The sequence below is a fragment of the Thioalkalivibrio sp. ALE21 genome (assembly GCF_003208255.1).
Taxonomy (GTDB): domain Bacteria; phylum Pseudomonadota; class Gammaproteobacteria; order Ectothiorhodospirales; family Ectothiorhodospiraceae; genus Thioalkalivibrio; species Thioalkalivibrio halophilus.
In genome coordinates this window covers 40292-66062 of record NZ_QKMA01000002.1, presented here as the reverse complement: position 1 = coordinate 66062, position 25771 = coordinate 40292, and the positions used below count along the sequence as shown (strand labels likewise).

Sequence of the window (25771 nt, the reverse complement as noted above, 5' to 3'; positions counted from 1 at the left end):
CATGTCGTCCTCCTTCCTCTGCTTGCCGGCCAGTCATTGCCGTTCCGGCGGCAATGGTGGGTTCGAGATTGCCTCTCACACCCCGTAACGACTGCCTCCCGGCAACCTTTAACCCCGATCGGCAAAAAATTTCCGCCCGCTTGCCGCCAGACCCCACCGCACACAAAAAGGCCCGCCCCGATCACTCGGGGCGGGCCCTGGGATGGCCCGCGGCACGGGCCCGGAGGAAACCTCCTTCTTACTGCAGAAGACCCAGCACGTTCTGCGGCACCGCATTGGCCTGCGACAGCACCGAAGTCCCCGCCTGCTGCAGCACCTCGGCGCGCGTCAGCTCCGCCGTCTCGGCGGCGAAGTCCGCATCCATGATCCGCGAACGTGCATCCGAAAGGTTCTCCGAACCAATCTCCAGGTTCGAAATCGTGCTCTCGAATCGCGTCTGCACCGCACCCAGCTCGGAGCGGAGTGAACTGATCTGGGTCAGCGCGCCGTCCATCACCCCAATGGCCTGAGTCGCGGTATCCCGCGTGGTCACGTCAATCTCGGTCAGGTTGACGTTGTTGTCCCCACCGTTATTGATATCGCCCTGGTTATCGAACAGGGCTGCCCCCAGGTCGTCACCATCCTCGTCGAGCGCCTGTCCTCCATCCACCGTGAAGCCGGTATCAAACGCTCCGGTGATCGAAATCGAGGTCTCGCCCTCATTGTTGACCCGCAACGCCGCCTCCAGGCTCGCATCGGAAATCACGTCATCCTCGGTCGCAGCCTCGGAGATCGCGCTGTTAATCGCTCGCACCGCATCGTCCATCGTCTGGATGTCATCTCCATCGAGGGCCACCTCGATAGGGTCATCAGCACCATCGACAGTGATCGTGACATCGCTGTCACTGAACCCGGCAAGCTCCTCGAGCTGAGACGAGTCCAGGGCGCCGTCACCCACCACTTCCGCGGCACCCAAATTCGTGTTGCGCGCATCCACGCCATCCACGCCAATCATCTGGCCCTGGTTCGCGCCCACCTGGAAGAACAGGTCCTCCACGCTGCCATCCAGGATGCGGCCACCGTTGAATTCGGTGTTGTTCGCGATCCGGCCTACCTCGTCCATCAGTTGCTGGACCTCGTCATTCAGCGCCTGACGGTCCGACGCCGAGTTGGAATCGTTCGCCGCCTGCACCGCCAGCTCGCGGGCACGCTGCAGCGAGTCACTCACCGTATCCAGCGCACCTTCCGCCGTCTGCGCCAGCGAGATCCCGTCGTTCGAGTTGCGTACCGCCTGGTCCAGACCGTTGATCTGGCTGGTAAAGCGCTCGGAAATCGCCAGACCCGCCGCGTCGTCCTTCGCACTGTTGATGCGAAGACCCGACGACAGACGCTCCAGCGATTGCGCAAGCGCGCCCTGAGACTGGTTCAGGTTGCGCTGCGCGTTCAGCGACATCACGTTGGTATTGATGACCTGGGACATGGTTGTTTCCTCCGGAACTAGGGTGCCGGCGGGGCCGGCTGAGGCAATCCTTCTGCGGCGTCATGCCGCCTTCGATTCCCTTAACGACCGTCACTCCGGGACCTTTAGGCCACTGCCGCCGATTGCTGGCAACGGTTCACCTCGCTCACCTGCACCAGGTTCTCCAACGTATGCAACAATCCCGGCATCATCCTTCCCGGCATACAGGAACCGTTTGTGCCCAGTCAGCCCCGATGGCTCCTACATCCAACCGCAAAGCAATTGACGCTGGGCGGCGATGCCCGGCTGATCGTGGACCCGGAGTCCGGCCTGAACCGCTACGGCTGCTCACCAATGCCTCGGGATGAAGCCTTCAGCTTCGCTTCTTCCACCGCCACATCGATCTCTCGGCACGGGTATGAAGCGGCATGCCGACTGCATGACTGCCTTTTCCAGGACGAAACAGAGCGAATAGCCGAAGATCGGCTTCACGATGTAACAAGCCACCTGGCATCCACCCTGACGCGCACTTTGCAGATCGACACCCGGAAACCGGGAGTGCTGCTCTCGGCATCCGGAACGGACTCACAGATGCACGCTACGGCGATAGTAGCCTGTTCCGAACGTTCTCCGTTGGTCAGCGTCGTCTGCGGCAGCGACGAAACCGGCAGTGGTACTCCTTACTCAGTAACTGGGCGACATTTCGACGGAGTCACTGCCGTTGGGCATATCGTGGAAAAGGGAACAAGGATCCAGGGATTCCCCGAAATCCAATACCTGGGCGTGCCATTCAGGGATGATCGGGGCCGCAACAAGTCCCCCGAGGAGCTCGACCAGGAGGTCCGGCAGGCCGTCGCTCACTCCGTCCATCGGGGATATGTCGTCCTGCTGCACCTGATGGACCAGTCCAAGCTCGGGTGCATGGCGCCCTCACTCAATCTCGTCGACGAACTCCGGCAGCGGTTCGGAGACGCCGTGCAGGTCATCGTGGATGCGTGTCAGCTTCGTCTGGACATGGAGGACCTCGCGACGCACCTTGACCGAAACCACATCGTTCTCATCACTGGCTCCAAGTTCTTTACTGGCCCCCCCTTCAGTGGCGCTTCTCTCTACCCTTCTTCCATGGTCGAGCGCTGGTCGCGTACGAACCACCGCCTGCCTTCCGGCCTCTCGAATTATCTTGATCGTTGCACATTACCGGACTGGCTCGCCCGGGCGACGCCGCCCCTTCCGGCTCCGGCTGACATCGGAATGCGACTTCGCTGGACCGCTGCGCTTGAGGAAATGTCGCGCTATTTCGCCATCCCGCGTTCCGAAAGGATTCGCCTCCTGGACGATTTTGGCCTGCGAATCAAACGTATTCTCGATGAATACCCCGAACTTCAGCCGATCCAGTCCCCACACCAGCGCTCTGCCATCAACAACAATGGTCAGGGGCCCGAACTTTCAAGTCGCCCCACCCTTATCCCGTTCCGCATTGCCGCGCCCGGCCACGACACCCTGCCCCCCGAACAGGCGGGTGCCCTGTACCAACTACTGAACCAGGAACTAACCCAGCACTCAATGGGCAGGCATATGCCGCACGATCTCAGCTCACGGGCCTGCCACATAGGGCAGCCTGTCCCGTTGGGGAATGGACTTGGTGCAGCAATGCGCATAAGCATTGGTGCACGCATCATTGCCGGGTGTCGGGACCCGGAAACCAGCATTGTGGATTCAGGCTTCCTCAAGGTAGAAGAAGAAAAACTCCGAACTGTCTGCAGCAAAATACAATTTCTTGCACGAGCAATCACCCGCAGCATCTGACCCGCACCCCGACACGTCGCAAGGGGAGACGGGCCTGCCATTCGGGCCAGCTCCAGCGTGAGCCCGTTTCACAGGACAAATCACCTCACTTCCTGATCGCTCTCTGTCCGACAAGCTGTACCGAGAGAGCCGCATTGCCCTCACCATGTTCGCGCTGGAATTCCATCCCCTCGCGCACATGCGGCGCAATCTGCATTGCTGCATTGGCCTCGAATATGACGATGTTGCCTTCGGCATCCGGGGAACAATCGATACCGCAAATATCCAGTCCGGTCTGCTTGAGTGCGTGATGGACGGCTTCCCACCCCTGGTTTGAAAGCTCCCCTTCGGGGTTCACGAGAAAGTTTCTGGCTCTTTCGTACAAGTCAGGCCGTTGGCGCAGCAATTCAGCCGCGGAATCTCCATGAACGTTCCACTCCGGCGTGAAATAGGCATGCGCTGGATGCAGTTCATCACCGATCAGGAACGCACGAAACTTCCGGAACAGTCCCGTTGCCGGGTCCCGGGTATCCAGCCATTCGATCAGATACAGTTCTCGCACCCGGTCCGTTACCTGCATGCGGCGCAGTTCCCGGCGGTTTTCGATCCGGTACATCCAGCGCCCGGTCTGGAGCCCGGCCGAACGCAGGATCACGGGGTACTGGATCCCGTTTGACTCCATCGCCTCCTCGACCGCCATCACCGGATCGGAGACGTCCTGAACGGGAACCGCGACCGTCTTTGGAAACCGGACACCGGGCGTATTCGCGAACCGCCGGGCGTTGGCATCCCGACGGGTCTGCAGAATCCTTGACGGATGATTCACGACCGGCAATCCGAGCCTCTCCACGAGTTCTTGCGCCGTTGCGAGTTCGTCCGGGGATTTGTCGGCATCGGTGATGGAACACAGGACGACATCCGCCGGGGGTGCCTGATCCATCAGCTCCGGGCGATCCTGGAGAGCCTCCGCATACACATCGCTGGTGGGATATCCGGCTCGTGCCACATGCGTACTCAGGTCGTTTCCGGTCTCGAAGGTGATCTGCCCCGACTGCCGGTTGATCCGTGGCGGCGTCCGACTCATTGCCTTCAGAATCAGGACATGCGGCTTGCCGTCATCCCCTTCGCGGGTCTGGAACCCCCTGTCGGCCAGGGCCTCGCGACACTCCGCAACCGCACCCTCACGGTCACCCGTCATGCCTCTGAGTGCGCCTGCCTGCAGGCGGAGTGAAGAAGGCCCGTCGGGACGACGCTCCACATTGCCCCGGGCCACCTCCAGTGCGGACTCCAGCTCCCCCAGACGGAGACGCGCCAGGACACGCGCGTTGGCCCACGTCGACGACTCCGGATCAAGCTCGGCCAGTCGGTCTGCCGCGGCGATCATGGCCTGACTGTCGTCGTTGGCACGGCCGATGCGAAACAGGCGCTTAAGGTCATCCTCGGTCCCGCCCCGTTCCGCGGCCCGATGGGCGGCCTCCAGCGCCGACGGCATCTCCAGGCGCTCCCGCGCGATCGTGAGCGCACGCCAGACCTCACCCTGACGGTCCTGGCCCGTCAGCCGCGAGAGTTCACGTTCCGCACGCTCGGTGCGTCCCTGCTCCAGATGCTGCAACGCGGCCTTGAGGGTCAGCGGCGCGCTGTTCGAACGTTTACGGGTTTTGCGGGCCAATCGAGATCTCCCCATGCTAGGCTTTTGGCGATCTTACCGTAGCGGCCGACCCGGCCAACATTTGAACGATACGGCAACGTTACGCACCGCCGTGACCGTCAGGAGACCGAGCAACCGCCATGTTCAGAACCATCATGCCACTGTCACGCGCCGGCGACTCTCTGGGTGTCGAATGGGAGGCCGGTTTCGAATTCGCGCGCGGCAGCGAGCGCGTGGAAATCGGGCTGTCCGAATGTATTCAGGCCGCCGCGGCCATGCCCCTGGCCCTGGTGAAGGATCCGGAACAGGAAGCTTTCCGCGTGGTGGCGGTCATGGGCGTGGAGGACAACGACAACCTGCTGGTCGATGACGACGGGCACTGGCATGCGGGTTACACGCCGTCCGCCCTGCGCCTCTATCCGTTCACCCTGAGCGGCGGCACCAACGGAGCCGATCCCGAACTGGCCTACGACGCGGCCAGTGGCATGGTGCATGTCGGCGGCTCGCAGCGTTTGCTCGATGACGGACAACCGACGGAACTGCCCGAGCGCCTGATCAAGGCATTGCGCTGGATGGAGGAAGACAAGATCGCGGCACGCATCGCCGCACAGTCACTGGAGGTGGCCGGCGTGGTGGGGCCATGGGAACCCTCGATCACGCTGCACGGCGAGGAGGTATCCCCCCGGGGTCTGTATGGCGTTGACCAGAAGGCACTCGCGGGCCTGCGCGGCCCCATGCTTGAAGCCCTGAATGACGCCGGCGGCCTGCTGCTGGCCCATGCCCAGCTCGTCTCAATGAACAATTTCCCATTCCTCGGTCGTCGCCTGCACGAAGCCGAGAAACAGGCGCGACCGATGCTTTTCGACGCCTGAACGGAACGAAGCGCGGATCGGCCAGGGGGCTGGCCTCCTACGGTTGAACCCGTGCCCCCCGGCAGGAGGCCGGCCCTCCGGCCGATCGGGCCCGGGGGATGGCTGCCAGCGAGGGCCCTACGCGGTGAGGGTCAGGGCCATGACCACCAGGGCCACGGCCTCGACGATCTCGAGGGTGGCGCCGGCGGGGTCGCCGGTGAAGCCGCCGAGCCAGCGGCGGAAGAACGCGGCCAGGGCGACCACGGTGGCGCCGGCGGCGATCAGGGCGATGATGGCGCCGGGCAGGCCGCCGGCCACGCCGAGGATGACCACGGCGATGGCCGTGGCCACCAGTACTCCGGCGGCGGCCCGTTCGGGCAGGTTCGCCGCCATGTCGGCGCCCAGGCCGGCGGGATTGAGGTAATCCGCGAGGCGGAACAGCAGCACCAGGGCGGCGCGGCCGAGGACCACGGCGATCACCAGCGCCAGCCACTGCGCGGCGGCCACCAGCGGCACCAGTGCGGCGAACTTGACCAGCAGCACCAGCATCACGGTAGCTACCGCGATCGGGCCGGAGGTCGGGTCCTTCATGATGGTGCGGGCGCGCTCGGAGTCGCCGTGGCTGCCCACGCGAGCGTCCACCGTGTCGGCCAGCCCGTCCAGATGCAGCGCGCCAGTGATCGCCACCCAGCCGGCCAGTACCAGCGCGGCCAGCAGCAACGGTTCGGCGCCCGGCAGCAGGGCCAGCAGCATGCCGCCGACGGCCAGCAGCAGGCCCAGCACCAGCCCCACCAGCGGGTAGAACAGCAGCGAACGTCCGGCGTCTTCCGGGCGCGGGGCCTCGGCCAGCAGGCGCGCCGGCAGTGGCACCCGGGTGAGGAACACCAGCGCCAGCCACAGCGGGGCGAGCGTGGCCGGCCGGCTCATGCCTGCACCCGCGCGGGATCGACCCGGTGCAGCACCGCCAGCGGGGCCTCGATGCTCAGCAGTTCGGCCAGCGGGATGCCCTCGAAGTGCGCACGCAATACGCGGATGACGCCGCCGTGGGTGACCACCAGCGTGCGCGCGGTGCCGGGGGTGGCCACGCTCTCGCGCCAGCCGGCCAGCACGCGCTCGCGGAACGCACCCAGCGCCTCGCCTTGCGGCGGCGGGCAGCCTTCCGGATCCTGCCAGAAGCGGCCCAGCGCGTCGGCCTCGGTCTCCATCAGCGCGGCGGCGCTGCGGCCCTCCCAGGTGCCGAAGTGCAGCTCGCGCAGGCGCGGCTCCACCACCAGCGGCACCTCCCAGCGCTCGGCCCAGGCCGAGGCCGGCCCCTGACAGCGCTGCAGCGGCGAGGTCACGATGCGGTCCCAGGCCGGTTCGCCGGAGTCCAGACCGGGTGGGCGCCGGCGTGCCAGTTCACCCTCCATCGCCGCCTGGCCGCGCGCGGTCAGCGGCACGTCGCTGCCGGCGCCGCAGAAACCCTCGCCGGTGGTCTCGCCGTGACGCAGCAGCCCGACCCGCGCCCCGTCGCCGGCGGACGCCCCCGTACTCACGCGCCCGCTCCGGACTCGTCGTCCGCCACCCCGGCCTCGTCGAAGGTCGCCATGCCGGCGTGCAGCTCGCAGGCCATGCGCAGCAGCGGCACCGCGGTCGCCGCGCCGCTGCCCTCGCCCAGGCGCATGCCCAGATCCAGCAGCGGCTGCGCACCCAGCGCCTCCAGCACACGGTCGTGGCCGGGCTCGGCGGAGCGGTGGGCGTAGAAGAACCAGTCCCCGGCCCCCGGGCACAGCCGCGTCGCCACCAGTGCCGCGGTGCTGGCGATGAAGCCGTCCACCAGCACCGGCTGGCCGATCTGCGCGCTGGCCAGGAACGCACCGGTCAACCCGGCGATCTCGAAGCCGCCGACCCGGCGCAGCCACTCCAGCGCCGAATCGCCGGCCTCGGCGTGCAGGGCCAGCGCGCGTTCGATCACCTCGGCCTTGTGCCGCACCCCGGCCGGGTCCAGCCCGGTCCCCGGGCCCGCCAGCGCGTCCGGCGACGCCCCCAGCAGGCCGCAGGCCACGGCCGCCGCGGCGGTGGTGTTCCCGATGCCCATCTCCCCGCCGATGAACAGCCCCCCGCCGCCCTGGCGCGCCCGTTCGGCCGCCTGGCGCCCGGTGTTCAGCGCACGCTCCAGCTGCGCCGGGGTCATTGCCGGCTCGCGCGCGAAGTTGGCAGTGCCCGGGCCCAGGCCGGCGCGGATCACGCCCTCGGGCTCGGGACCGCCGGGCAGCGTGCCCAGGTCGATGATCTCCAGTCCCGCGTCCAGGCTGCGCGCGAGCACCGTGATCGCCGCCCCGCCGGCGGCGAAGTTGGCGACCATCTGCGCGGTCACCGCCTGCGGAAAACGCGAGATGCCTTCGGCGACCACGCCATGGTCGCCGGCGAACACGGTGATCCACGGGTGCGGCGGGTGCGGGCACTCGCGGCCCTGCAGCGCGGCCAGGCGCTCGGCCAGGGTCTCCAGGCGGCCCAGCGAGCCCGGCGGCTTGGTCAGCCGTTCCTGTCGGGCGCGGGCACGCGCGGCCGCCCCGGCATCCAGCGGCGCGGCGGGGACATTCAGCCAGTCACAGTCTTCGGTCACGCGCGTTCCTCGCAGGTCGATGCGGTCATCAGGCGTTCACTATCGGGCCCTTGAGCACGTGCGGCAGGCCGGCGACGGTCAGCACCACGCGGTCGAGATCGGCGGCCAGGCGCTGGTGCAGCGCACCGGCCTCGTCGGCGAAGCGCCGCGACAGCGCATCCAGCGGCACGACCCCCAGCCCGGTCTCGTTGCTCACCGCGATGATGCTACCCGGCAGGGTCGGCAGCGTGGCGATCAGCGCCTCGCGCTCGCGCTCGATGTGCGCCTCGTCCTCGGTGCACAGCAGCTGGGTCAGCCACAGGGTCAGGCAGTCGATCAGCAGGCAGCGATCCGGCGCCGCGGCCTCCTGCAGCCGGGCGGCCAGGTCGTCGCCGGCCTCGATCAGGTCCCAGCCGGCCGGCCGCCGGCGGCGGTGCTGTTCCACCCGCCGCAGCATCTCGTCGTCGTCGGCGCGCGCGGTGGCCACGTAGGTCACCGGCTGTCCGGACGCCAGCGCCAGCTGTTCCGCCATGCGGCTCTTGCCCGAACGCACGCCGCCCAGTATCAGGGTTCTCATGACCGGGCGCCCCCTTGTTGCACGTGCAGCAGGTCCAGCAGTCGGTCGATGTCCATGTGTTCCTCCAGTGCGTCGGCCAGACGCTCCAGGCTCGCCTCGCGCAGCGCGTCCAGATCCACGGCGGCGCCGTCCGCCTCCAGCCCGGCCCAGGCCAGCAGTGCCCCGGCGGCGGCCGGCTCGTCGAACACCCCGTGCACGTAGGTGCCGGCCACTGCGTCGTCCGTCGAACGAGCGCCGTCCGGCCCGGCGGCCAGTTGCAGCACCGGGCGTTCGCAGTCCGCCCCGGCGGTGTGCCCGGCGTGGATCTCGTAGCCGCGCACCGGCGCCGCCCGCTCCATCACGCCCTTGCCGGTCACCTGCCGCAGCTGCTTGGCCGGGCGCAGCGTGGTCTCCACGTCCAGCAGGCCCAGCCCGACTGATGAACCCGGGGTGCCCTCGACGCCTTCCGGATCGTGTACCGCGCGCCCCAGCATCTGGTAGCCGCCGCAGATCCCCAGCACCCGACCACCGTAGCGCAGGTGGCGCATCAGTTCGCGTTCGAAGCCCTGTTCGCGCAGCCAGGCCAGGTCGTCGCGCACCGCCTTGGACCCCGGCAGGAGCACCAGATCCGCCGGCTGCAGCCGCTCCCCCGGCCCGGCGAAGCGCAGGGACACCCCCGGGTGCAGGCGCAGCGGGTCGAAATCCGTATGGTTGGAGATCCGCGGCAGCGCCGGCACCACCACCCGCAGGGCCTCGCCCTCGCCGCTCGCCCACGCGTCACTCGCCGGGGCCGCCTCGCGCAGCAGCGCGTCCTCGGCATCCAGCTGCAGCCCGGACAGATACGGCAGCACGCCCAGCACCGGCTTGCCGGTCTCGGCCTCCAGCCAGTCCAGCCCGGACTGCAGCAGCGCCGGATCGCCACGAAAGCGGTTGATCACGAAGCCGGCCACCCGCGCCCGTTCGCTTTCCGCCAGCAGCGCCAGCGTACCCACCAGATGCGCGAACACCCCGCCGCGGTCGATGTCGGCGACCAGGATCACCGGGCAGTCCACCGCCTCGGCGAACCCCATGTTGGCGATGTCTCCCGCGCGCAGGTTGATCTCCGCCGGCGAGCCGGCCCCTTCCACCAGCACCGCGGCATATTGCGCCGCCAGACGCCGGTGCGCCGCCAGCACCGCCTCGCGCGCCACCGGCTTGTAGTCATGGTAGGCGCGCGCGTCCAGCTCCTCCACCGCGCGGCCGTTGACGATCACTTGCGCACCCCGGTCGCTGGAGGGCTTGAGCAGCACCGGGTTGAAGTCGGTATGCGGCTGCAGCCCGCAGGCGGCGGCCTGCAGGGCCTGGGCCCGCCCGATCTCGCCGCCCTGAGCGGTCACCGCGCTGTTGAGCGCCATGTTCTGCGGCTTGAACGGCGCCACCGCGATCCCGCGCCGGCGCAGCACGCGCCCCAGCCCGGCCACCAGCACGCTCTTGCCGGCATCCGAGGTGGTGCCCTGGACCATCAAGGTGCCGCCGGTGTCAGTCATCACTCAGCTCCGTAAGCGCGGCCTCCAGGCGCTGCCAGCCCGCCTCGTCGCCGGGCAGCCCGAAGCGCAGGCTGGCCGGCTCGTCGAAGCGCCGCACCAGGATCGCCGCGCGCGCCAGCCGGTCCTGGATCTCCTCGGCACGTTCGCTGCGCACCCACTGGAACAGCGCGGTACCGCCATCCGGGGCGAGTCCGTGTGCGCGCAGCAGGGCCGCCAGGCGTTCGCCCTCGCCCGCCAGCTGCACGCGCCGCGCCGACTGCCAGCCATGATCCGCCAGCGCCCCGGCCGCGACCTGCCGCGACGGCCCCGGCACGCTCCACGGCCCCAGGCGCGCGCTCAGCGCCCGGCGCAGCGCCTCGGGCGCGAACACGAACCCGACGCGGGCCCCGGCCAGGCCGAAGAACTTGCCCAACGAGCGCAGCACCACCAGCCCGTCACGCGGACCATCGGGCACCAGACTCAGCTGCGGCTCGCTGTCGACGAAGGCCTCGTCCACCACCAGCCAGCCGCCGCGCCGCGCCAGCCGCGCGTGCCACTCGCGCAGCTGCGCGGGCCCGAAGCGCGTGCCGGTGGGGTTGTTGGGATGGATCAGGACCAGCACGTCGAGCGCATCCAGCACGGCCTCGATGGCGCCGGCCTCGGGCTCCACCGGCTGCACGACGTGGCCGCAGGCGCTCCAGGCGCGGGCGTGTTCGTTGTAGCCGGGGTGCAGCACGCCGACCCGGGCCTGCTCGCGGCCGGCGCCCTCACCCCACAGCGCCGGCAGGGCCTGGATCGCGGCCTGGGACCCGGGCAGCGGCAGCAGGGCGTCGCTGCCGTAATACGCGGCGGCCGCCGCCTCCAGCCCGTCGTCGGCCTCCGGCAGCCGCGTCCAGGCCTGCGGCGGCAACGGCGGCACCGGCCAGCCCCGCGGGTTGATGCCGGTGGACAGGTCCAGCCAGTCCTCGACCGGATGCCCCCAGCGCCGGGCCGCCGCGCGCACGCCCCCGCCATGGCGCGACTCCGGCGTCGCGCCGTCCCGGGATCCGGACCGGGTGTCAGGCGAGGACAACGAACGACACTCCGATCACGATCACCGCCATCCACAGCGCCAGCGCGCGGTCCACCAGCGCCATCGCGCGGCGGATGCGCGCGGCCCCGGACGCGGCGACATCTTCCGATGCGGTCTCCGGGGCCATATCCGGGGCCACGTCCGGGACCGGCTCGGGCCCCAGCGACGGCCGCCACTCGCGCCGGCCGTGGTAATACGCATAGCCGCCCAGACGCACGCCCAGCGCGCCCGCGCCGGCGGCCATCACCGGCCCGGCGTTGGGGCTCTTCCACGCGGCGGCCTGTTCGCGCCAGCAGCGCAGCGCGCTGCCCATACGCCCGGCGGCGGCATAGGCCAGCGCGGTCAGGCGCGCGGGGATGTAGTTGAGCACGTCGTCCAGCCGCGCGGCGGCCCAGCCGAAATGGCGGTGGCGCGGCGTGCGATAGCCCCACATCGCATCCAGGGTGTTCACCAGCCGATAGGCCACCACACCCGGCGCGCCGGCCACCAGGAACCAGAACACCGTGGCGAACAGCGCGTCGTTGCCGTTCTCCAGCACCGATTCCACGGTCGCGCGACTGACACCGTCGGCATCCATCTTGTCGGTCGCGCGCGACACCAGCATCCCGGTCCCGGCGCGCGCCCCGTCCAGGTCGTCCTGCTCCAGCGCCACCGCCACCCGCTCGGCGTGCTCGTCCAGCGAGCGCCAGCCCAGTGCCAGCACCAGCACCAGCAGGCTGACGATCCAGCCCCAGGCGAGACTGGCCGCCCAGGCCGCCAGCACCACCCAGGGCAGCACCAGCACCGTCAGCAACAGGGTGCCGCGCAGCCGGCTGTCCGCGTGGAAGCGCCGTTCCAGCCCCTGCGCGAGGCGCCCGAAGCCCGCCAGCGGATGGAAGCGCCGCGGATCACCGAACAGCCGGTCCAGGGTCAGGGCGCCCAGCAGGACGAGAAAGGCGGTCACGCGCTGTTCTCCTCCCGGGAGCCACCCCGGAAATCGTCGCCGACGTCGTCCTTCGGATCGGGGACCGGGGTCGAACCCGCCCGGCCCCAGCAATCCTCGAACACCAGCTCGTCCAGCGGACGCCGGGTATCCCAACCCTCGGTCTCCAGCATCGGCTCGTCGTAGAACGCCTCCACCTCACCCAGGCACAGGATCGCGATCGGGTGCGCCCCCTCCGGCATCCCCAGGGTGCGCGCCAGCCATTCCGGCTCGAACAGCGACACCCAGCCCATGCCCAGGCCCTCGGCACGCGCCGCCAGCCACAGGTTCTGGATCGCGCAGGCAGCCGAACACAGGTCCATCTCCGGCAGGGTGCGCCGGCCCAGCACGTAGCGCTCGCGCCCGTCGGTCAGCGCGACCACCAGGATCTCCCCGGCGTCGCGGATGCCCTCCAGCTTCAGCCGCTGGACCTCGGCACCGCGTTCGCCGCAGGCTTCGGCCGTGCGCTCGTGTTCGGCGGCCACATGGCCGTGGATGCGTTCGCGCAGCGCCGGATCGGCCACCCGCACGAAGCGCCAGGGCTGCATGTAGCCGACGCTGGGCGCGCGATGCGCGGCCTCCAGCAGACGCCCCAGCACCTCCGGGTCCACCACCGTGCCGGCACGGAAATGCCGCATGTCGCGGCGCTCGTTGATGGCGCGGTAGACCGCCGCGGCCTCGGCAGGCGGGAAGGCGTTGGCGGAAAGGTCCGACGAACTGGCCGGCCGCGAACCGGACGGCGGGGCGGATGACGGGGTGTTGCGGGACATGCGAAGTCGTCTCCCGGCAGCGGGCGAGATGGGTGCAAGGGTGTCGCGAGGATCCGGCGCATGGCCGGACGGGAAGGCAGGATGATACGCGTTCGCACCCGCCCTCTCCAGTGCGCCCGGTCACACACGGCCCTGCCGCGGGCGGGCTCTCCCGCGGGGGCCGTGACACTCCTGTTATGATATTGCGTCCTTGCAGGCGCGGCACACCGCCGGTTGCGGCTTTTTCCCGCCGGGGCACCATCCGCGCCAGCCCCCCGGAACCGGAAATCCAGGAACCACTGCGCATGTCATATCGTTCGAACCTGTTGCCGGCCCTGCTCGCGGCGAGTGCCCTGCTGCTGAGCCCGGCCGGCCACGCCGCCGACAACGACTCCATTTCCGTGATCGACGACACGGATCGGGAAGTCCGGCTGGACGCCCCGGCCGAGCGGATCGTGAGCCTGGCCCCGCACATCACCGAGGTACTGTTCGCGATCGGCGCCGGCGACCGCGTGATCGGCGCGACCGACCACAGCGATTACCCCGAACCGGCCGCGGACATCCCCCGGGTCGGGGGCTACACCAGTCTCGACCTGGAACGCATCCTCGCCAAGGAACCCGACCTGGTGGTGGCCTGGGAGAGCGGCAACTCGCGCTCGCACATCGAGCGCCTGCGCGAACTGGGCCTGACCGTCTACACCTCCGAACCGCGCGGGTTCGACGGCGTGGCTTCCAGCATGGAGCGCATGGCCGAACTGGCCGGCACTGCGGAACAGGGCCGCGCCGAGGCCCAGCGCTTCCTGCAGGAGATCGAGGCCCTGCGCGCCGAATACGCGGATCGCGACCCCGTCCCGCTGTTCTATCAGGTCTGGGACCAGCCACTGATGACGGTGAACAACGAACACCTGATCGCCGAGGCCATCGAGGTCTGCGGCGGCGAGAACGTGTTCGGCCACCTCGACCGCCTGGTACCGCGCATGGACCGCGAAGCGGTGATCCACGCCGACCCCGAGGTCATCATCGGTGGCGGCATGGGCGAGGACAACCCCGCCTGGGTCGAGGCCTGGCGCGAATGGGACAACATGCTCGCGGTGCGCCGCGACAACCTGTTCTTCCTGCCGCCGTCGCTGCTGCAGCGCCACACCCCGCGCATCGCCGAGGGCACCGCCCTCATGTGCGAGGAGCTGCAGACCGCCCGCGACCGGCGTCCCGAATCGCCGTAAGTCCCCGTGACCCGATCCTTCCTGCTGGCGGCGGGCGTGCTGCTGCCCGCCTCGCTGCTGTCGCTGGTGGTGGCCCTGGCCTGGGGCAGCGTGGCCATCCCGCTCGGCGAGCTCCCGCGGGTGCTCACCGGCGAGGCCTCGGCGCTGCACGCCACGCTGATCACCGAACTGCGCCTGCCACGCGCGCTGGCCGCGTTCGCCGCGGGCGGGCTGCTGGGCGTGGCCGGCGCGCTGATGCAGGTGCTGCTGCGCAACCCGCTGGCCGACCCCTACGTGCTGGGCCTCTCCGGCGGCGCCTCGGTGGGCGCTCTGCTGGCCATGCTCGCCGGGCTGTCGATGTTCTCGGTATCCGCCGCGGCCTTTGCCGGGGCCATGCTCTCCACACTCATCGTGTTCGGCCTGGCGCATGGCACCGGATCCTGGACCGCCACCCGCCTGCTGCTGACCGGCGTGGTGGTGGCCGCCGGCTGGGGCGCGCTGATCAGCTTCCTGCTGGCGGTCAGCCCCACCGCGGAACTGCCGGGCATGCTCTACTGGCTGATGGGTGACGTCTCGCATGCCCGCCATCCGGGCCCGGCCTGGGGCGTGCTGGTGTTCGTGGTGCTGGCGGCCATGCCGCTGGGCCGCACCCTCAACGTCCTCGCGCGCGGCCCCATGCAGGCCGCCGCGCTGGGCGTGTCGGTGCGCCCGGTCGAATGGTCGATCTACATCGCCGCGTCGCTGATCACCGCCACCGCGGTCACCCAGGTGGGCGCAGTGGGCTTCGTCGGCCTGATCGTGCCGCACATGCTGCGTCTGGTGTTCGGCAACGACCAGCGGGTGATCCTGCCCGCCTCGGCGCTGGCCGGCGGCATCCTGCTGACCCTGGCGGATACCCTGGCGCGCACCATCATCGCCCCGGAGCAGCTGCCGGTGGGCGTGATCACCGCAATGCTGGGCGTGCCGGTGTTCCTGTTCCTGCTGTACCGGAGCCGCTGAGATGAGCCGCGCCGACGCACATGCCGATGCCCTCAGCGTGCACGAGGCCCCCACCGCCGACACCCTGCTGGCCACCCGCGACCTGGTGATCGACATCCCCGAACGCGCGGACTCCTCGCCGCTGCACCTGACCGTCAACCCCGGCCAGTGCTGGGGCATTCTCGGGCCCAATGGCGCCGGCAAGAGCACGCTGCTGCACACCCTCGCCCGCCTGCGCCCCCCGCGCGCCGGCGGGATCGAACTGACCGGGCAGCCCCTGGGCAGCCTGTCGCGGCCGGATCTGGCACGGCGCCTGGGTCTGGTGTTCCAGAACCACCATGACGGCTTCCCTGCCACCGTCCTCGAAACCGCGCTGATCGGCCGCCACCCGTACCTGCGCCCCTGGGACATCGAGACCCGCGAGGACGTCGACGCCGCCCGCGCCGCGCTGGCCACCGTGGATCTCGACGGCATGGAGAGCCGGCAGGTGGATACCCTCTCCGGCGGCGAACGCCAGCGTCTGGCCCTCGCCACCGTACTGACCCAGGACCCGCAGGTCCTGCTGCTGGACGAACCCACCAGCCAGCTCGACCTGCACCACCAGGTCAGCGTTCTGCAGCGCGTGCGCGAAATCGCCGGCGGTGAACGCCGCGCTGCGGTGATGGCCCTGCACGACGTCAATCTGGCCGCCCGCTTCTGCGACCACCTCCTGCTGATGTTCCCCGACGGCGGCGCCTGCTGGGGCCCCACCCGCAGCATGCTGGTGCCCGCCGCGCTGGAACGCCTGTACAACCAGGCCCTGAGCGTGGGCGAGGTGGACGGCCACCCGGTATTCCTGCCCCGAGTGGAGTAGCCCATGGAGTTTCATCGCATCCTCGAAGGCACGACCGATCCTGACAGCCTGCAGCGACGCCTGACGGTGCCCGCCCTGCCAACAGCCTGCGAACTGATCGACAACCTGGTCGAAGACCGGGGGACCGCCCAGGGCGTCATCTATTGCCTGTGGGGCGAGTTCCGCGTGAACCGCGAGCTTATCCACGGCGGCGTGCGCTTCAGCCTGCCGGACTGCCCCAACGGCGTGGCCTGGACCCTGACCACCGGCCACCCGCCCGACGAATCGGCCGTCGTACTGCATCTGACCATGCATCGGCGCGAACACGAGCCCGACTTCATCGAGAGCCTGGAGGCCTTCGCCGACGCGTGGCAGCTCCCCTGACCGGCAACAACGCGCCGGATCGGACCATGCAATTTTCTTTTCGTTTTGCGGTCGGTATGGTGCAGACTCGACGCGAAGGAGAACGCCATGAACCCCACGCCACCGGACAGCATCCGCCACTCGCACCCGACGCAGGACGGCGCGGGCGTGAAGATCCGCCGCATCCATGACTTCGGCGGCGGCCTCGACCCGTTCCTGATGCTGGACGAGCTGAAGACCGCCCCCGGCGACGAAGACGTGGGCGGCTTTCCCGACCATCCGCATCGCGGTTTCGAGACCTTCACCTATCTGGTGCGCGGCGGCGTCAGCCATCGCGATTCCATGGGCAACGAAGGACAGGTGCAGGCCGGCGGCGCGCAATGGATGAGCGCCGGCCGCGGCGTGATCCACTCCGAGACCCTGCATCCCGATCCGGAAGGGCTGCACGGCTTTCAGCTGTGGGTGAACCTTCCGGCCGCGCGCAAGATGGAGCCCCCGCGCTATCGCGACGTCGGCACCGACGCCATGCGCCACCTGCCGGAGGAAGACGCCCCGCTGGACTTCAAGGCCGTGGCCGGCTCCTGGCAGACCAGCGCCGGCGACACCGAGGGCCCGCTCGGCCAGATCGGCGAAGGCGCGGGCATGGCGGATCTGAGCCTGCCGGCCGGCTATCGCCTGTCACTGGCCGTGCAGCTGGACGAGCGCGTGCTGGGCTACGTCTTCGAGGGCGCGCTCACCGGCCTGAACGCCGGCGAACTGGGCGTCTGGCACGGCCACACCATGATCCACCTGATCGCCCGTCAGGACAGCCGCGTCCTGCTGTTCAAGGGCCGCCCGCTGGCCGAACCCATCGCCCACTACGGCCCGTTCGTGATGAACAGCGACGCCGAGATCCAGCAGGCCATCTCCGACTACCAGTCCGGCCGCCTCGCCGCCCGCCCCGCCAGCATCGACTGACAACGGGGCCGCGGGGCCACGCGCCCACGCGACGGCGGCGCACGAATTCAATGCATTGTCCCTGTCTGCATTCAAGACCGGCCCTTCCAGTACCCCGGCTCTCGATGAAGGTTCATCACCGCAATGACGAGGACACCTCCCTCTTCCGCGGAGTAAAGCACTCCATACGGAAACCTCCGTACCAGGGCCCTCCGGATATCTCCGTCAAGCACTGGCCAGGCCGCTGGATACGATACGGCCCTCTGAACTGCCGAATACACTTCCACAGAAAGATCGTATCCGAGGCCAGGCTCGATCTCTTCGTAGTAGCCCACAGCCTCACGCAATTCGCGCTCAGCTTCCGGATGAAAGCGGAAGCTCATTGAGATTGCTCGCCCCAGATCTTCGCAAACACTTGTTCTCCGGGAACGGCCTCCACATCACCGGAACGAAACTCCTTCAATCGCTCCTGCGCCACCGAAGCCCATTTTTCATCGATCCGGGATTCGGGGGGATTGAGACTGCGCAGAAGCGAATCGACCACCAGCGCACGCTCCTCAACTGGGAGTGCCTCGGCTTCATCAATCAGGTCCTTGATCCTCATAGATCACCTCTCACGTAGATCCTGTTACTTCCGAACGCCAGCCATCAGACGCTCAAGACACGATCGGCCCCCGGACGGTACTACACCACAATACTCCGCGACGCGGGCCTACCCCCGCGCGTCGCGTTCCCAGTTCATGCAGCGGCGCACGGCTTCCTTCCAGCCGTGGTACTGGCGGTCGCGCGTGGCGGCGTCCAGCTGCGGCTCGAACACGCGTTCGATGCGGCTGAATGCGCGCAGGTCGTCGCGGCTCCACAGGCCCGTGGCCAGACCGGCCAGGCCGGCGGCGCCCAGGGCGGTGCTCTCGGTGATGGCCGGGCGCTCCACCCGCACCCCCAGCTGGTCGGCCTGGAACTGGACCATCAGATTGTTGGCCACCGCACCGCCGTCCACCCGCAGGGTCTGCAGGGCCAGGCCGGAATCGGCCTGCATGGCCTCGATCACGTCGCGGGTCTGGTAGGCCAGGGCATCCAGCGTCGCGCGCGTCACGTGCTCCTTGCGCGTGCCCCGGGTCAGGCCGAAGATCGCCCCGCGCGCATGCGGATCCCAGTACGGCGCCCCCAGCCCGGCGAAGGCCGGCACCACGTAGACCCCGCCGGCGTCCTCCACCCGGCTCGCGAAGTACTCCGACTCCGCGGCCGTATCGATCAGGTGCATCTCGTCGCGCAGCCACTGCACGGCGGCCCCGGCGATGAAGATGGAGCCCTCCAGGGCGTATTCCACCTGCCCGTCCAGGCCCCAGGCGATGGTGGTCAGCAGGCCGTGTTCCGAGGTCACCGGGCGGGTGCCGGTGTTCATCAGCAGGAAACAGCCGGTGCCGTAGGTGTTCTTGGCCATGCCCGGCTCGAAACAGGCCTGGCCGAACAGGGCCGCGTGCTGGTCCCCGGCCATGCCGGCCACCGGCACCCGCGCGCCGCCGAACATCTCCGTGCCGGTGTGGCCCAGTACCTCGCTGGAGGACACCACCTCGGGCAGCATGGCGCGCGGGATGTCCAGCGCTTTCAGCAGGGTGTCGTCCCACTGCAGGCGGTGGATGTCGAACAGCATGGTGCGCGAGGCGTTGGTCACGTCGGTGACGTGGCGCTCGCCGCGCGTGAGGTTCCACACCAGCCAGCTGTCCATGGTGCCGAACAGCAGGTCGCCGTTGCGGGCCTTCTCGCGCGCGCCGTCCACGTGATCGAGGATCCAGCGGATCTTGGTACCGGAGAAATAGGCGTCCGGCAGCAGCCCGGTGGTCGCGCGGATATGGCCTTCCAGACCCTCGTCGCGCAGGCGGTCGCAGAGATCCGCGGTACGCCGGTCCTGCCACACGATGGCCGGATGGATCGGGCGGCCGCTGTGACGATCCCATACCAGCGTGGTCTCGCGCTGGTTGGTGATGCCGATGGCCGCCAGCTGCGCGGGCTTGATGCCATTGCGCTCCAGCGCCTCGCGCGCCACGCCGATCTGGGTGCCCCAGATCTCCATCGCGTCATGCTCCACCCAGCCGGAGTGCGGGTAGGACTGGGCGAACTCTTTCTGCGCGACCCCGGCGATACCGCCCTCCAGATCGAACAGGATGGCCCGGCAGCTGGTGGTGCCCTGGTCCAGGGCGAGGATGTATCCGTTGGCCATGATGTCCTCCCGCTTGATCCGCCTCGCCCCGAGTTTCAGGCGAGCGCGTCCGCATCCGCAAACTGCAGCGCCGCCAGCCGTGCATACAGCCCGCCCTGCGCCAGCAGTTCGGCATGGGTGCCCTCGCCGACCACGCGGCCGCCGTCCAGCACGACGATCCGGTCCGCCGACTGCACGGTGGCCAGCCGGTGGGCAATGGTCAGCACGGTGCACGCGTGCCGCACCTCTTCCAGCGCCGCCTGCACCTCGCGTTCGCTTTCGGCGTCCAGCGCGCTGGTGGCCTCGTCCAGCAGCAGCACGGCCGGCTCGCGCAGCAGGGCGCGGGCCAGCGCCAGACGCGCCCGCTGGCCGCCGGACAGGCGCACGCCGCGCTCGCCCAGCGCGGTGTCCCAGCCTTCCGGCAGCGCCTCGATGAACCCCCGCGCATGCGCCGCCTCCGCGGCCGCCTGCAGCGCCGCGTCGGACGCATCCGGCACGCCGTAGGCCACGTTTTCGCGCACGGTCCCGGAGAACAGCACCGGCTCCTGCGGCACCACCGCGATGTGCCGGCGCAGTTCGTCCGGCCGCAGGCGGCGCAGGTCGTGCCCGTCGAGCCGGATACAGCCCGCATCCGGGTCATGAAACCGCAGCAGCAGCCGGAACAGGGTCGACTTGCCGGACCCCGACGGTCCCACCAGCGCCACCGACTCGCCCGGGCGTACCCGCAGGGAGACCCCGTCCAGTGCCGGCGGCTGCGGGCGCGTCGGATAGGCGAAGACCACGTCCTCCAGCGCGATCTCGCCGCGCACCGGGTCCGCCAGGGCTTCGGGGTGTCGTGGCCAGGGCGGCCCGGAACGGACCTCCGCGAGTTCCAGCAGGCGCTCCGCGGCCCCGGCCGCCCGCAGCAGTTCATTGGTCACCTCGCTGAGCGCGGCGATCGAACCCGCCACCAGGGCCGCGTAGAACAGGAACGCGGCCAGCTCGCCCGGGGTCATCATCCCGTCCAGCACGCGGTGGCCACCGATCCACAGGACCCCGGCGATCAGGCCGAACATCAAAAGCATCACCGCAGCGGCCAGCAGTGCGCCGGTGGCGGCCCGGCGCGTGGCCATGCCGAAGGCGGCTTCCACCGCCGAGGCATGCCGGCCGCGTTCGGCGTCTTCCTGGCCGTGGGCCTGCACCGTCTCGATCGCGTACAGGGTCTCGTCAGTGCGTGCGCCCACGTCCGCGACCCGGTCCTGGGTCCGGCGCGAGAGCCGGCGCACCCGGCGCCCCAGCAGCCACACCGGCACGGCCACCGCCGGCAGGCCGGCCAGCAGCAGGACCGCCAGCGGCGGACTGGACAGGAACATCAGGACCAGCCCGCCGACGATCAGCAGCAGGTTGCGCGCGGCAATGGTCAGGGTGGTGCCGACCACGGTCTGGATCAGCGTCGCGTCGGCCGTCAGGCGCGAGATCACCTCGCCGGTGCGGGTCTGCTCGAAAAACGCCGGATCCAGCCGGATCACATTGGCGAAAACCGCGCGGCGCAGATCGGCCACCACCCGTTCCCCGAGCCACGTCACCAGATAGATGCGCGCACCCACGCCGATGGCCATCACCGTCACCACCACCAGCAGCAGCACCAGCGCGCGGTTGAGCCCGGCGGGGTCCTCGGGACCCAGGCCAGCGTCCACCAGCAGGCGCAGCACCCCGCCGAAGGCCAGGATCGCCCCCGAGCCCACCACCAGCGCCACCAGCCCGAACACGATCCGCCGCCGGTACGGCCGCAGGAATGCGAGCAGCGGCATCAGGACCCGCAGGTTGCGGGCCGCGGGGCGCGGGGTGTCGGCGTCGTCCCAGTTCATGCCGGCTGCCGGCGGTGGGGGAATGCGGGTGCGGAGAGGGTCATCCGCCGGCTGCGACGAATTCGACGGTGTTCCCGTCAGGATCGCGCACAAAGGCCGCGGGACGCCCGGAACGGCTGCGCTGCGCGGGGAAACCCGCCGCCTCCAGCCGTGCCAGCAGGGCCTCCAGCCCGTCCACCGCCAGGGCCAGATGGCGGTCGCGGCCCCCGGCGACCCCGCGCTCCACCGGATCCGGGTTGGGCACACCCAGCAGATGCAGGGCGCGCCCGTCACCCAGATCGAACCAGCGCCCGGGGAACCCGAGATCCGGGCGCGGCAACGGCGCCAGCCCGAGCAGATCCCCGTAGAACGCGGCCGAGCGCTCCGGTTCCGCCACCACCACGCTCACGTGGTGCACCCCGCGCACCACGCCGTCGCTCATGCGACCGCCCCGTCTCCCGGGGTCTGCAGCAGCACCACGGTCTGCGCGGCGAGACCCTCCTCGCGGCCGGTATAGCCCAGCCGCTCGGTGGTGGTGGCCTTCACGTTGACCGCGTCCGCCGGCAACCCGGTGTCCGCGGCGATGTTGGCGCGCATGGCCTCCACATGCGGGCCCATGCGCGGACGCTGCGCGATGATGGTGGCGTCGATGTTCACCGGGACCCAGCCCGCCGCGCGCACCCGGCGCAGGGTCTCTTCCAGCAGGTCGCGGCTGTCGGCACCGGAGAACGCCGGATCGCTGTCGGAAAAGTGGCGGCCGATGTCGCCCAGACCGGCCGCCCCCAGCAGGGCATCGCACAGCGCGTGCAGCAGCACGTCACCGTCGGAGTGGGCGCGCACGCCGTAATCGAACGGGATCCGCACCCCGCCGACCACCACGTGATCCCCCGCCTCATAGGCGTGTACATCGAAACCCTGGCCCACACGCATCGCCGTCATCCCCGATACCCTCCGTCGAGCCGGCCCTGTTCCAGCAAGTATAGACGGGCCAGTTCGAGGTCCTCGGCGCGCGTAATCTTGATGTTCATCAGCGAGCCCTCCACCAGCCGCGGCCGCAGTCCCGCCCATTCGATCGCGCTGGCCTCGTCGGTCACCGGGTGTCCGGCGGCACGCGCACGGGCGTTGACGTCGCGCAGCGTGCCCAGGCGGAACATCTGCGGGGTCAGGGCCCGCCACACCCGCTCGCGATCGAGGGTGGATTCCACCCGACCATCGGCGTCCGCCCACTTGATGGTATCGGTGGACGGGGCCGCCAGTACCCCGCCCACGGGATCGTCGCGCAGCTCGTCCAGCATGCGGTCGAGATCGTCCGGCGGCAGGCACGGGCGCGCGGCGTCGTGCACCAGCACCCAGTCCTCGGGGCCGGCGCGTTCCTCGAGGAAGTCCAGGCCGTTCTGCACGGAGTCGGCCCGCTCGTCGCCGCCGGCCACGCGGAACAGACGCCCGCCGGCCAGCGGCAGGTCGAGCGCGTCCGGGTCCACGTCCGGGCCCAGCACCAGGATCACGCCGCGAATCCGCGGATGCTCCAGAAAGATCGACAAGGTATGGGCCAGCACGCTGCGCGGCCCCAGGGTGAGGAACTGTTTGGGACGATCCGTCCCCATGCGACGACCAATCCCGGCTGCGGGGATCAGCGCCCAGAAGACTCCCGAACCTTCGGGGGAGTCGGCATCACTCATCGAACGGATCCTCCACGATCGTCGTGTCCTCCTCGAAATGCTCCGGCGCGGCCCCGGTGGACGCGTCCTCGGGCATCAGCCCCGGGACTTCGCCCGGGGCTTCGTCTTCTTCATCCACGATGAAGAAAAAGGTCTCGTCCTCGCGAATCATGCCCAGGTCGCGCCGGGCGCGTTCTTCCACCGCCGCGGAGCCCTCGCGCAGATCGCGGACCTCGGCCTCCAGCGCCCGGTTGCGTTCGCGCAGGCGCTGATTTTCCGCTTCCTGCATGGCCGTCTCGCTGCGCAGTTCGCGGACATCCGGCCAGCCGCCCTCGCCGAACCACAACGGCCACTGCAGCGCCAGCACGAGCAGCACCAGACCGCCCGGCAGCAGCCAGCGCATCGCTCAGGCCTCCGGCCGGGACACCCCGGTTCCCCGGGGTCAGGGCCGGACCCGGAAGGCGTCCATGCCCGGGTAGCGGGCCTGCCCGCCAAGATGCTCCTCGATCCGCATGAGCTGGTTGTACTTGGCCACGCGATCGGAGCGCGACAGCGAGCCGGTCTTGATCTGCCCGGCGCCGGTGGCCACGGCCAGATCGGCGATGGTCACGTCCTCGGTCTCGCCCGAGCGGTGCGAGATCACCGAGGTGTAACCCGCCTCGCGCGCCATCTCGATCGCCTGCAGGGTCTCGGTCACGGTGCCGATCTGGTTCAGCTTGATCAGGATGGAGTTGGCCACGCCGCGGTCGATGCCCTCGCGCAGGATTTGCGTGTTGGTCACGAACAGATCGTCGCCCACCAGCTGCACGCGCTCACCCAGACGCTCGGTCAGGATCTTCCAGCCCTCCCAGTCGTCTTCGGCCAGCCCGTCCTCGATGCTGAGGATGGGGTACTGATCGACCCAGTGCGCGAGGTAGTCGCAGAATTCCTCGGCATTGAACGACTTGCCCTCGGAATCCAGGTGGTAGCGGCCATCGCGGTAGAACTCGGAGGCGGCGCAGTCGAGGCCCAGCCAGATGTCGCGCCCGGCCTTGAACCCGGCCTGATGGATCGCCTCGAGGATGGTCTCCACCGCGGCCGAGTTGGACTCCAGGTTGGGCGCGAACCCGCCCTCGTCGCCCACGCCGGTGCCCAGACCGCGCTGGTTGAGCACCTTCTTCAGCGCGTGAAAGACCTCGGCACCGTAGCGCACCGCTTCACGCACGCTGGGGGCACCCACCGGCAGGATCATGAACTCCTGCATGTCGACGCTGTTGTCGGCATGCTCACCGCCGTTGACGATGTTCATCATCGGCACCGGCAGCAGATGCGCATCCGGCCCGCCGACCGTCTCGAACAGCGGGCGTTCGGCATCGGCCGCGCGGGCATGCGCCACGGCCATGGACACCGCCAGCAGGGCGTTGGCGCCCAGGCGCGACTTGTTCTCGGTACCGTCCAGCTCCAGCATGCGCTGGTCGACCGCGGTCTGGTCGGCCTCCATGCCGCGCAGGGTGTCACGGATCTCGCCGTTCACATGGCCCACCGCCTTCTCCACGCCCTTGCCGCCATAGCGGGCCGCGGCGTCGCGCAGTTCCAGGGCCTCGCGCGCCCCGGTGGAAGCACCCGACGGCACCGACGCCCGCCCGGTCGCACCGGAGGCCAGGACGACGTCGGCTTCCACCGTCGGGTTGCCGCGGGAATCGATGATCTCGCGCGCGTGGATCTCGGCAATCTGGGACATGCTCGTACTCTCTCCTTGACTCGTTCGATTCGGGGCCGGCCGCCCCCGGGTCACCCCGGGGTCAGCCCAGGCCGTATTCGGCTTCCGCCAGCGGACGCGACTTGGTCGCCTCGTCCAGCGCCTTCAGGGTTTCCAGCAATTCGCGCATGCGCGGCAGCGGCCAGGCATTGGGACCATCCGACAGCGCGTTCGCCGGATCGGGGTGGGTCTCCATGAACAGCCCGGAGATACCGCTGGCCACGGCCGCACGCGCCAGCACCGGCACGTATTCGCGCTGCCCGCCGGAGCTGGCACCCTGCCCGCCCGGCTGCTGCACCGAGTGGGTGGCGTCGAACACCACCGGGGCGCCGGTGCGGCGCATGTCGGCCAGGCCGCGCATGTCGGAGATCAGGGTGTTGTAGCCGAAGGACACCCCGCGCTCGCAGACCATCACCGACTCGTTGCCGGCCTCGCGCGCCTTGTCCACCACGTTGCCCATGTCCCAGGGGGCCATGAACTGGCCCTTCTTGATGTTCACCGGGAGCCCCTGACGGGCCACGTTCTGGATGAAATTGGTCTGGCGGCACAAAAACGCCGGGGTCTGCAGCACGTCCACCACCGCGGCGACCTCCGCCAGCGGGGTGTCCTCGTGCACGTCGGTCAGCACCGGCACGCCCATGCGCTCGCGCACCGTTTCGAGGATGCGCAGCCCTTCCTCCATGCCCGGCCCGCGATAGCTGCGGGTGGAGGAGCGGTTGGCCTTGTCGAAGGAAGACTTGTAGACGAACGGGATCCCCAGTTCGCCCGTGATTTCGGCGAGCTGCCCTGCGGTTTCCTCGGCCATAGCCTCCGATTCTATCACGCAGGGACCGGCAATCAGGAAGAACGGCCGGTCCAGGCCCACGGAGAAACCGCACAGTTCCATCAACCC

At 69.5% G+C, this 25771-nt stretch carries 27 protein-coding genes; 7 read left to right on the top strand and 20 right to left on the bottom strand.

The genetic code is table 11. The annotated features are described in order from the left end of the window. Window positions 1–238: 238 nt before the first annotated feature. Entirely contained in the window at window positions 239–1459 is a 1221-nt protein-coding gene (locus D893_RS01965) for a flagellin (RefSeq protein WP_110619036.1), read from the bottom strand. A gap of 261 nt (window positions 1460–1720) precedes the next feature. Here D893_RS01965 and D893_RS13725 point away from each other — a divergent pair, with 261 nt between their 5' ends. Continuing rightward, entirely contained in the window at window positions 1721–3244 is a 1524-nt protein-coding gene (locus tag D893_RS13725; protein WP_146220535.1) for a hypothetical protein, read from the top strand. 85 nt (window positions 3245–3329) lie between these two features. Here D893_RS13725 and D893_RS01955 read toward each other — a convergent pair whose 3' ends face one another. After that, a complete protein-coding gene (locus D893_RS01955) occupies window positions 3330–4715 on the bottom strand; it encodes a hypothetical protein (protein ID WP_146220534.1) in 1386 nt (461 codons plus the stop codon). A gap of 296 nt (window positions 4716–5011) precedes the next feature. On the opposite strand from D893_RS01955, the gene D893_RS01950 reads away from it, so the two are divergent. Continuing rightward, the gene (locus tag D893_RS01950) at window positions 5012–5743 is read left to right on the top strand and encodes a SapC family protein (RefSeq protein ID WP_018947836.1); all 732 of its coding nucleotides are present in this window, start codon (window positions 5012–5014) and stop codon (window positions 5741–5743) included. 117 nt (window positions 5744–5860) lie between these two features. On the opposite strand, the gene cobS is transcribed toward D893_RS01950, so the two are convergent. From cobS to bluB, 8 genes are read right to left on the bottom strand one after another with little or no spacing between them, the layout of a single operon-like run. After that, a complete protein-coding gene (gene cobS, locus D893_RS01945) occupies window positions 5861–6649 on the bottom strand; it encodes an adenosylcobinamide-GDP ribazoletransferase (protein WP_018947835.1) in 789 nt (262 codons plus the stop codon). Further along, complete coding sequence (locus tag D893_RS01940; protein WP_018947834.1) at window positions 6646–7257, bottom strand: histidine phosphatase family protein; 612 nt, start codon at window positions 7255–7257, stop codon at window positions 6646–6648. The genes cobS and D893_RS01940 overlap by 4 nt, the downstream gene beginning before the upstream one ends. Then, window positions 7254–8327: a nicotinate-nucleotide--dimethylbenzimidazole phosphoribosyltransferase gene (gene cobT, locus D893_RS01935; RefSeq protein WP_077244776.1), complete on the bottom strand. Its 1074-nt coding sequence runs from the start codon at window positions 8325–8327 to the stop codon at window positions 7254–7256. The genes D893_RS01940 and cobT overlap by 4 nt, the downstream gene beginning before the upstream one ends. Before the next feature lie 28 nt (window positions 8328–8355). Further along, window positions 8356–8883 (bottom strand): bifunctional adenosylcobinamide kinase/adenosylcobinamide-phosphate guanylyltransferase, encoded by a 528-nt coding sequence (cobU, locus tag D893_RS01930; protein WP_026289066.1) that lies wholly within the window; start codon window positions 8881–8883, stop codon window positions 8356–8358. Beyond that, entirely contained in the window at window positions 8880–10388 is a 1509-nt protein-coding gene (locus D893_RS01925; protein ID WP_110619033.1) for a cobyric acid synthase, read from the bottom strand. Before D893_RS01925 ends, cobU begins: the two co-directional genes overlap by 4 nt. Next, window positions 10381–11370: a threonine-phosphate decarboxylase CobD gene (gene cobD, locus D893_RS01920; RefSeq protein ID WP_110619032.1), complete on the bottom strand. Its 990-nt coding sequence runs from the start codon at window positions 11368–11370 to the stop codon at window positions 10381–10383. The genes D893_RS01925 and cobD overlap by 8 nt, the downstream gene beginning before the upstream one ends. A 55-nt stretch (window positions 11371–11425) precedes the next feature. Beyond that, entirely contained in the window at window positions 11426–12382 is a 957-nt protein-coding gene (cbiB, locus tag D893_RS01915) for an adenosylcobinamide-phosphate synthase CbiB (RefSeq protein WP_110619031.1), read from the bottom strand. Continuing rightward, window positions 12379–13170, bottom strand: a complete 792-nt coding sequence (gene bluB / locus D893_RS01910; protein ID WP_110619030.1) for a 5,6-dimethylbenzimidazole synthase — start codon at window positions 13168–13170, stop codon at window positions 12379–12381. Before bluB ends, cbiB begins: the two co-directional genes overlap by 4 nt. 284 nt (window positions 13171–13454) lie before the next feature. On the opposite strand from bluB, the gene D893_RS01905 reads away from it, so the two are divergent. From D893_RS01905 to D893_RS01885, 5 genes are all read left to right on the top strand, one after another. Continuing rightward, complete coding sequence (locus D893_RS01905) at window positions 13455–14372, top strand: cobalamin-binding protein (protein WP_110619029.1); 918 nt, start codon at window positions 13455–13457, stop codon at window positions 14370–14372. Between the two features lie 6 nt (window positions 14373–14378). Beyond that, window positions 14379–15350, top strand: coding sequence for an iron ABC transporter permease (locus tag D893_RS01900; RefSeq protein WP_018947826.1), 972 nt, complete (start codon window positions 14379–14381; stop codon window positions 15348–15350). Window position 15351: 1 nt separating this feature from the next. Then, on the top strand, window positions 15352–16182 hold the full coding sequence (locus tag D893_RS01895; protein WP_110619028.1) for an ABC transporter ATP-binding protein: 831 nt from the start codon (window positions 15352–15354) through the stop codon (window positions 16180–16182). Between the two features lie 3 nt (window positions 16183–16185). After that, window positions 16186–16545, top strand: coding sequence for a hypothetical protein (locus tag D893_RS01890; RefSeq protein WP_110619027.1), 360 nt, complete (start codon window positions 16186–16188; stop codon window positions 16543–16545). An 87-nt stretch (window positions 16546–16632) separates the two neighbouring features. Beyond that, window positions 16633–17481, top strand: a complete 849-nt coding sequence (locus D893_RS01885) for a pirin family protein (protein ID WP_110619026.1) — start codon at window positions 16633–16635, stop codon at window positions 17479–17481. A 71-nt stretch (window positions 17482–17552) separates the two neighbouring features. Here the strand turns inward: D893_RS01885 and D893_RS14025 are convergent, their stop codons facing one another. The 10 genes from D893_RS14025 to kdsA form a co-directional block, all read right to left on the bottom strand. Then, window positions 17553–17843 (bottom strand): plasmid stabilization protein, encoded by a 291-nt coding sequence (locus D893_RS14025; protein ID WP_081618842.1) that lies wholly within the window; start codon window positions 17841–17843, stop codon window positions 17553–17555. Further along, window positions 17840–18064, bottom strand: a complete 225-nt coding sequence (locus tag D893_RS01875; protein ID WP_018947824.1) for an addiction module protein — start codon at window positions 18062–18064, stop codon at window positions 17840–17842. Before D893_RS01875 ends, D893_RS14025 begins: the two co-directional genes overlap by 4 nt. Window positions 18065–18172: 108 nt before the next feature. Further along, on the bottom strand, window positions 18173–19678 hold the full coding sequence (glpK, locus tag D893_RS01870; protein WP_018947823.1) for a glycerol kinase GlpK: 1506 nt from the start codon (window positions 19676–19678) through the stop codon (window positions 18173–18175). 35 nt (window positions 19679–19713) lie between these two features. Beyond that, entirely contained in the window at window positions 19714–21504 is a 1791-nt protein-coding gene (locus tag D893_RS01865) for an ABC transporter transmembrane domain-containing protein (protein ID WP_110619025.1), read from the bottom strand. Between the two features lie 40 nt (window positions 21505–21544). Next, window positions 21545–21925: a VOC family protein gene (locus D893_RS01860; RefSeq protein WP_018947821.1), complete on the bottom strand. Its 381-nt coding sequence runs from the start codon at window positions 21923–21925 to the stop codon at window positions 21545–21547. After that, window positions 21922–22422, bottom strand: coding sequence for a 2-C-methyl-D-erythritol 2,4-cyclodiphosphate synthase (gene ispF, locus D893_RS01855; protein WP_110619024.1), 501 nt, complete (start codon window positions 22420–22422; stop codon window positions 21922–21924). Before ispF ends, D893_RS01860 begins: the two co-directional genes overlap by 4 nt. Beyond that, a complete protein-coding gene (gene ispD / locus D893_RS01850; protein ID WP_026332900.1) occupies window positions 22419–23162 on the bottom strand; it encodes a 2-C-methyl-D-erythritol 4-phosphate cytidylyltransferase in 744 nt (247 codons plus the stop codon). Before ispD ends, ispF begins: the two co-directional genes overlap by 4 nt. Next, window positions 23155–23544, bottom strand: coding sequence for a cell division protein FtsB (ftsB, locus tag D893_RS01845; protein WP_018947818.1), 390 nt, complete (start codon window positions 23542–23544; stop codon window positions 23155–23157). The genes ispD and ftsB overlap by 8 nt, the downstream gene beginning before the upstream one ends. Before the next feature lie 39 nt (window positions 23545–23583). After that, complete coding sequence (gene eno, locus D893_RS01840; protein WP_018947817.1) at window positions 23584–24861, bottom strand: phosphopyruvate hydratase; 1278 nt, start codon at window positions 24859–24861, stop codon at window positions 23584–23586. Window positions 24862–24922: 61 nt separating this feature from the next. Next, complete coding sequence (gene kdsA, locus D893_RS01835; protein ID WP_018947816.1) at window positions 24923–25765, bottom strand: 3-deoxy-8-phosphooctulonate synthase; 843 nt, start codon at window positions 25763–25765, stop codon at window positions 24923–24925. Window positions 25766–25771 lie beyond the last annotated feature (6 nt).

Bases quoted from the DNA above. Each gene is read 5' to 3' on its own strand.
- D893_RS01895 (WP_110619028.1), top strand. From the start codon at position 15,352: ATGAGCCGCGCCGACGCACATGCCGATGCCCTCAGCGTGCACGAGGCC.
- bluB (WP_110619030.1), bottom strand. From the start codon at position 13,170: ATGTCCCGCAACACCCCGTCATCCGCCCCGCCGTCCGGTTCGCGGCCG.
- cobS (WP_018947835.1), bottom strand. From the start codon at position 6,649: ATGAGCCGGCCGGCCACGCTCGCCCCGCTGTGGCTGGCGCTGGTGTTC.
- ispF (WP_110619024.1), bottom strand. From the start codon at position 22,422: ATGACGGCGATGCGTGTGGGCCAGGGTTTCGATGTACACGCCTATGAG.
- ftsB (WP_018947818.1), bottom strand. From the start codon at position 23,544: ATGCGCTGGCTGCTGCCGGGCGGTCTGGTGCTGCTCGTGCTGGCGCTG.
- D893_RS01890 (WP_110619027.1), top strand. From the start codon at position 16,186: ATGGAGTTTCATCGCATCCTCGAAGGCACGACCGATCCTGACAGCCTG.
- D893_RS01860 (WP_018947821.1), bottom strand. From the start codon at position 21,925: ATGAGCGACGGCGTGGTGCGCGGGGTGCACCACGTGAGCGTGGTGGTG.
- D893_RS01885 (WP_110619026.1), top strand. From the start codon at position 16,633: ATGAACCCCACGCCACCGGACAGCATCCGCCACTCGCACCCGACGCAG.
- cobU (WP_026289066.1), bottom strand. From the start codon at position 8,883: ATGAGAACCCTGATACTGGGCGGCGTGCGTTCGGGCAAGAGCCGCATG.
- D893_RS01950 (WP_018947836.1), top strand. From the start codon at position 5,012: ATGTTCAGAACCATCATGCCACTGTCACGCGCCGGCGACTCTCTGGGT.
- glpK (WP_018947823.1), bottom strand. From the start codon at position 19,678: ATGGCCAACGGATACATCCTCGCCCTGGACCAGGGCACCACCAGCTGC.
- eno (WP_018947817.1), bottom strand. From the start codon at position 24,861: ATGTCCCAGATTGCCGAGATCCACGCGCGCGAGATCATCGATTCCCGC.
- ispD (WP_026332900.1), bottom strand. From the start codon at position 23,162: ATGAGTGATGCCGACTCCCCCGAAGGTTCGGGAGTCTTCTGGGCGCTG.
- D893_RS01905 (WP_110619029.1), top strand. From the start codon at position 13,455: ATGTCATATCGTTCGAACCTGTTGCCGGCCCTGCTCGCGGCGAGTGCC.
- D893_RS01965 (WP_110619036.1), bottom strand. From the start codon at position 1,459: ATGTCCCAGGTCATCAATACCAACGTGATGTCGCTGAACGCGCAGCGC.
- D893_RS14025 (WP_081618842.1), bottom strand. From the start codon at position 17,843: ATGAGCTTCCGCTTTCATCCGGAAGCTGAGCGCGAATTGCGTGAGGCT.
- D893_RS01865 (WP_110619025.1), bottom strand. From the start codon at position 21,504: ATGAACTGGGACGACGCCGACACCCCGCGCCCCGCGGCCCGCAACCTG.
- D893_RS01925 (WP_110619033.1), bottom strand. From the start codon at position 10,388: ATGACTGACACCGGCGGCACCTTGATGGTCCAGGGCACCACCTCGGAT.
- D893_RS01955 (WP_146220534.1), bottom strand. From the start codon at position 4,715: ATGCCGTCGGCGCTGGAGGCCGCCCATCGGGCCGCGGAACGGGGCGGG.
- kdsA (WP_018947816.1), bottom strand. From the start codon at position 25,765: ATGGAACTGTGCGGTTTCTCCGTGGGCCTGGACCGGCCGTTCTTCCTG.
- D893_RS01875 (WP_018947824.1), bottom strand. From the start codon at position 18,064: ATGAGGATCAAGGACCTGATTGATGAAGCCGAGGCACTCCCAGTTGAG.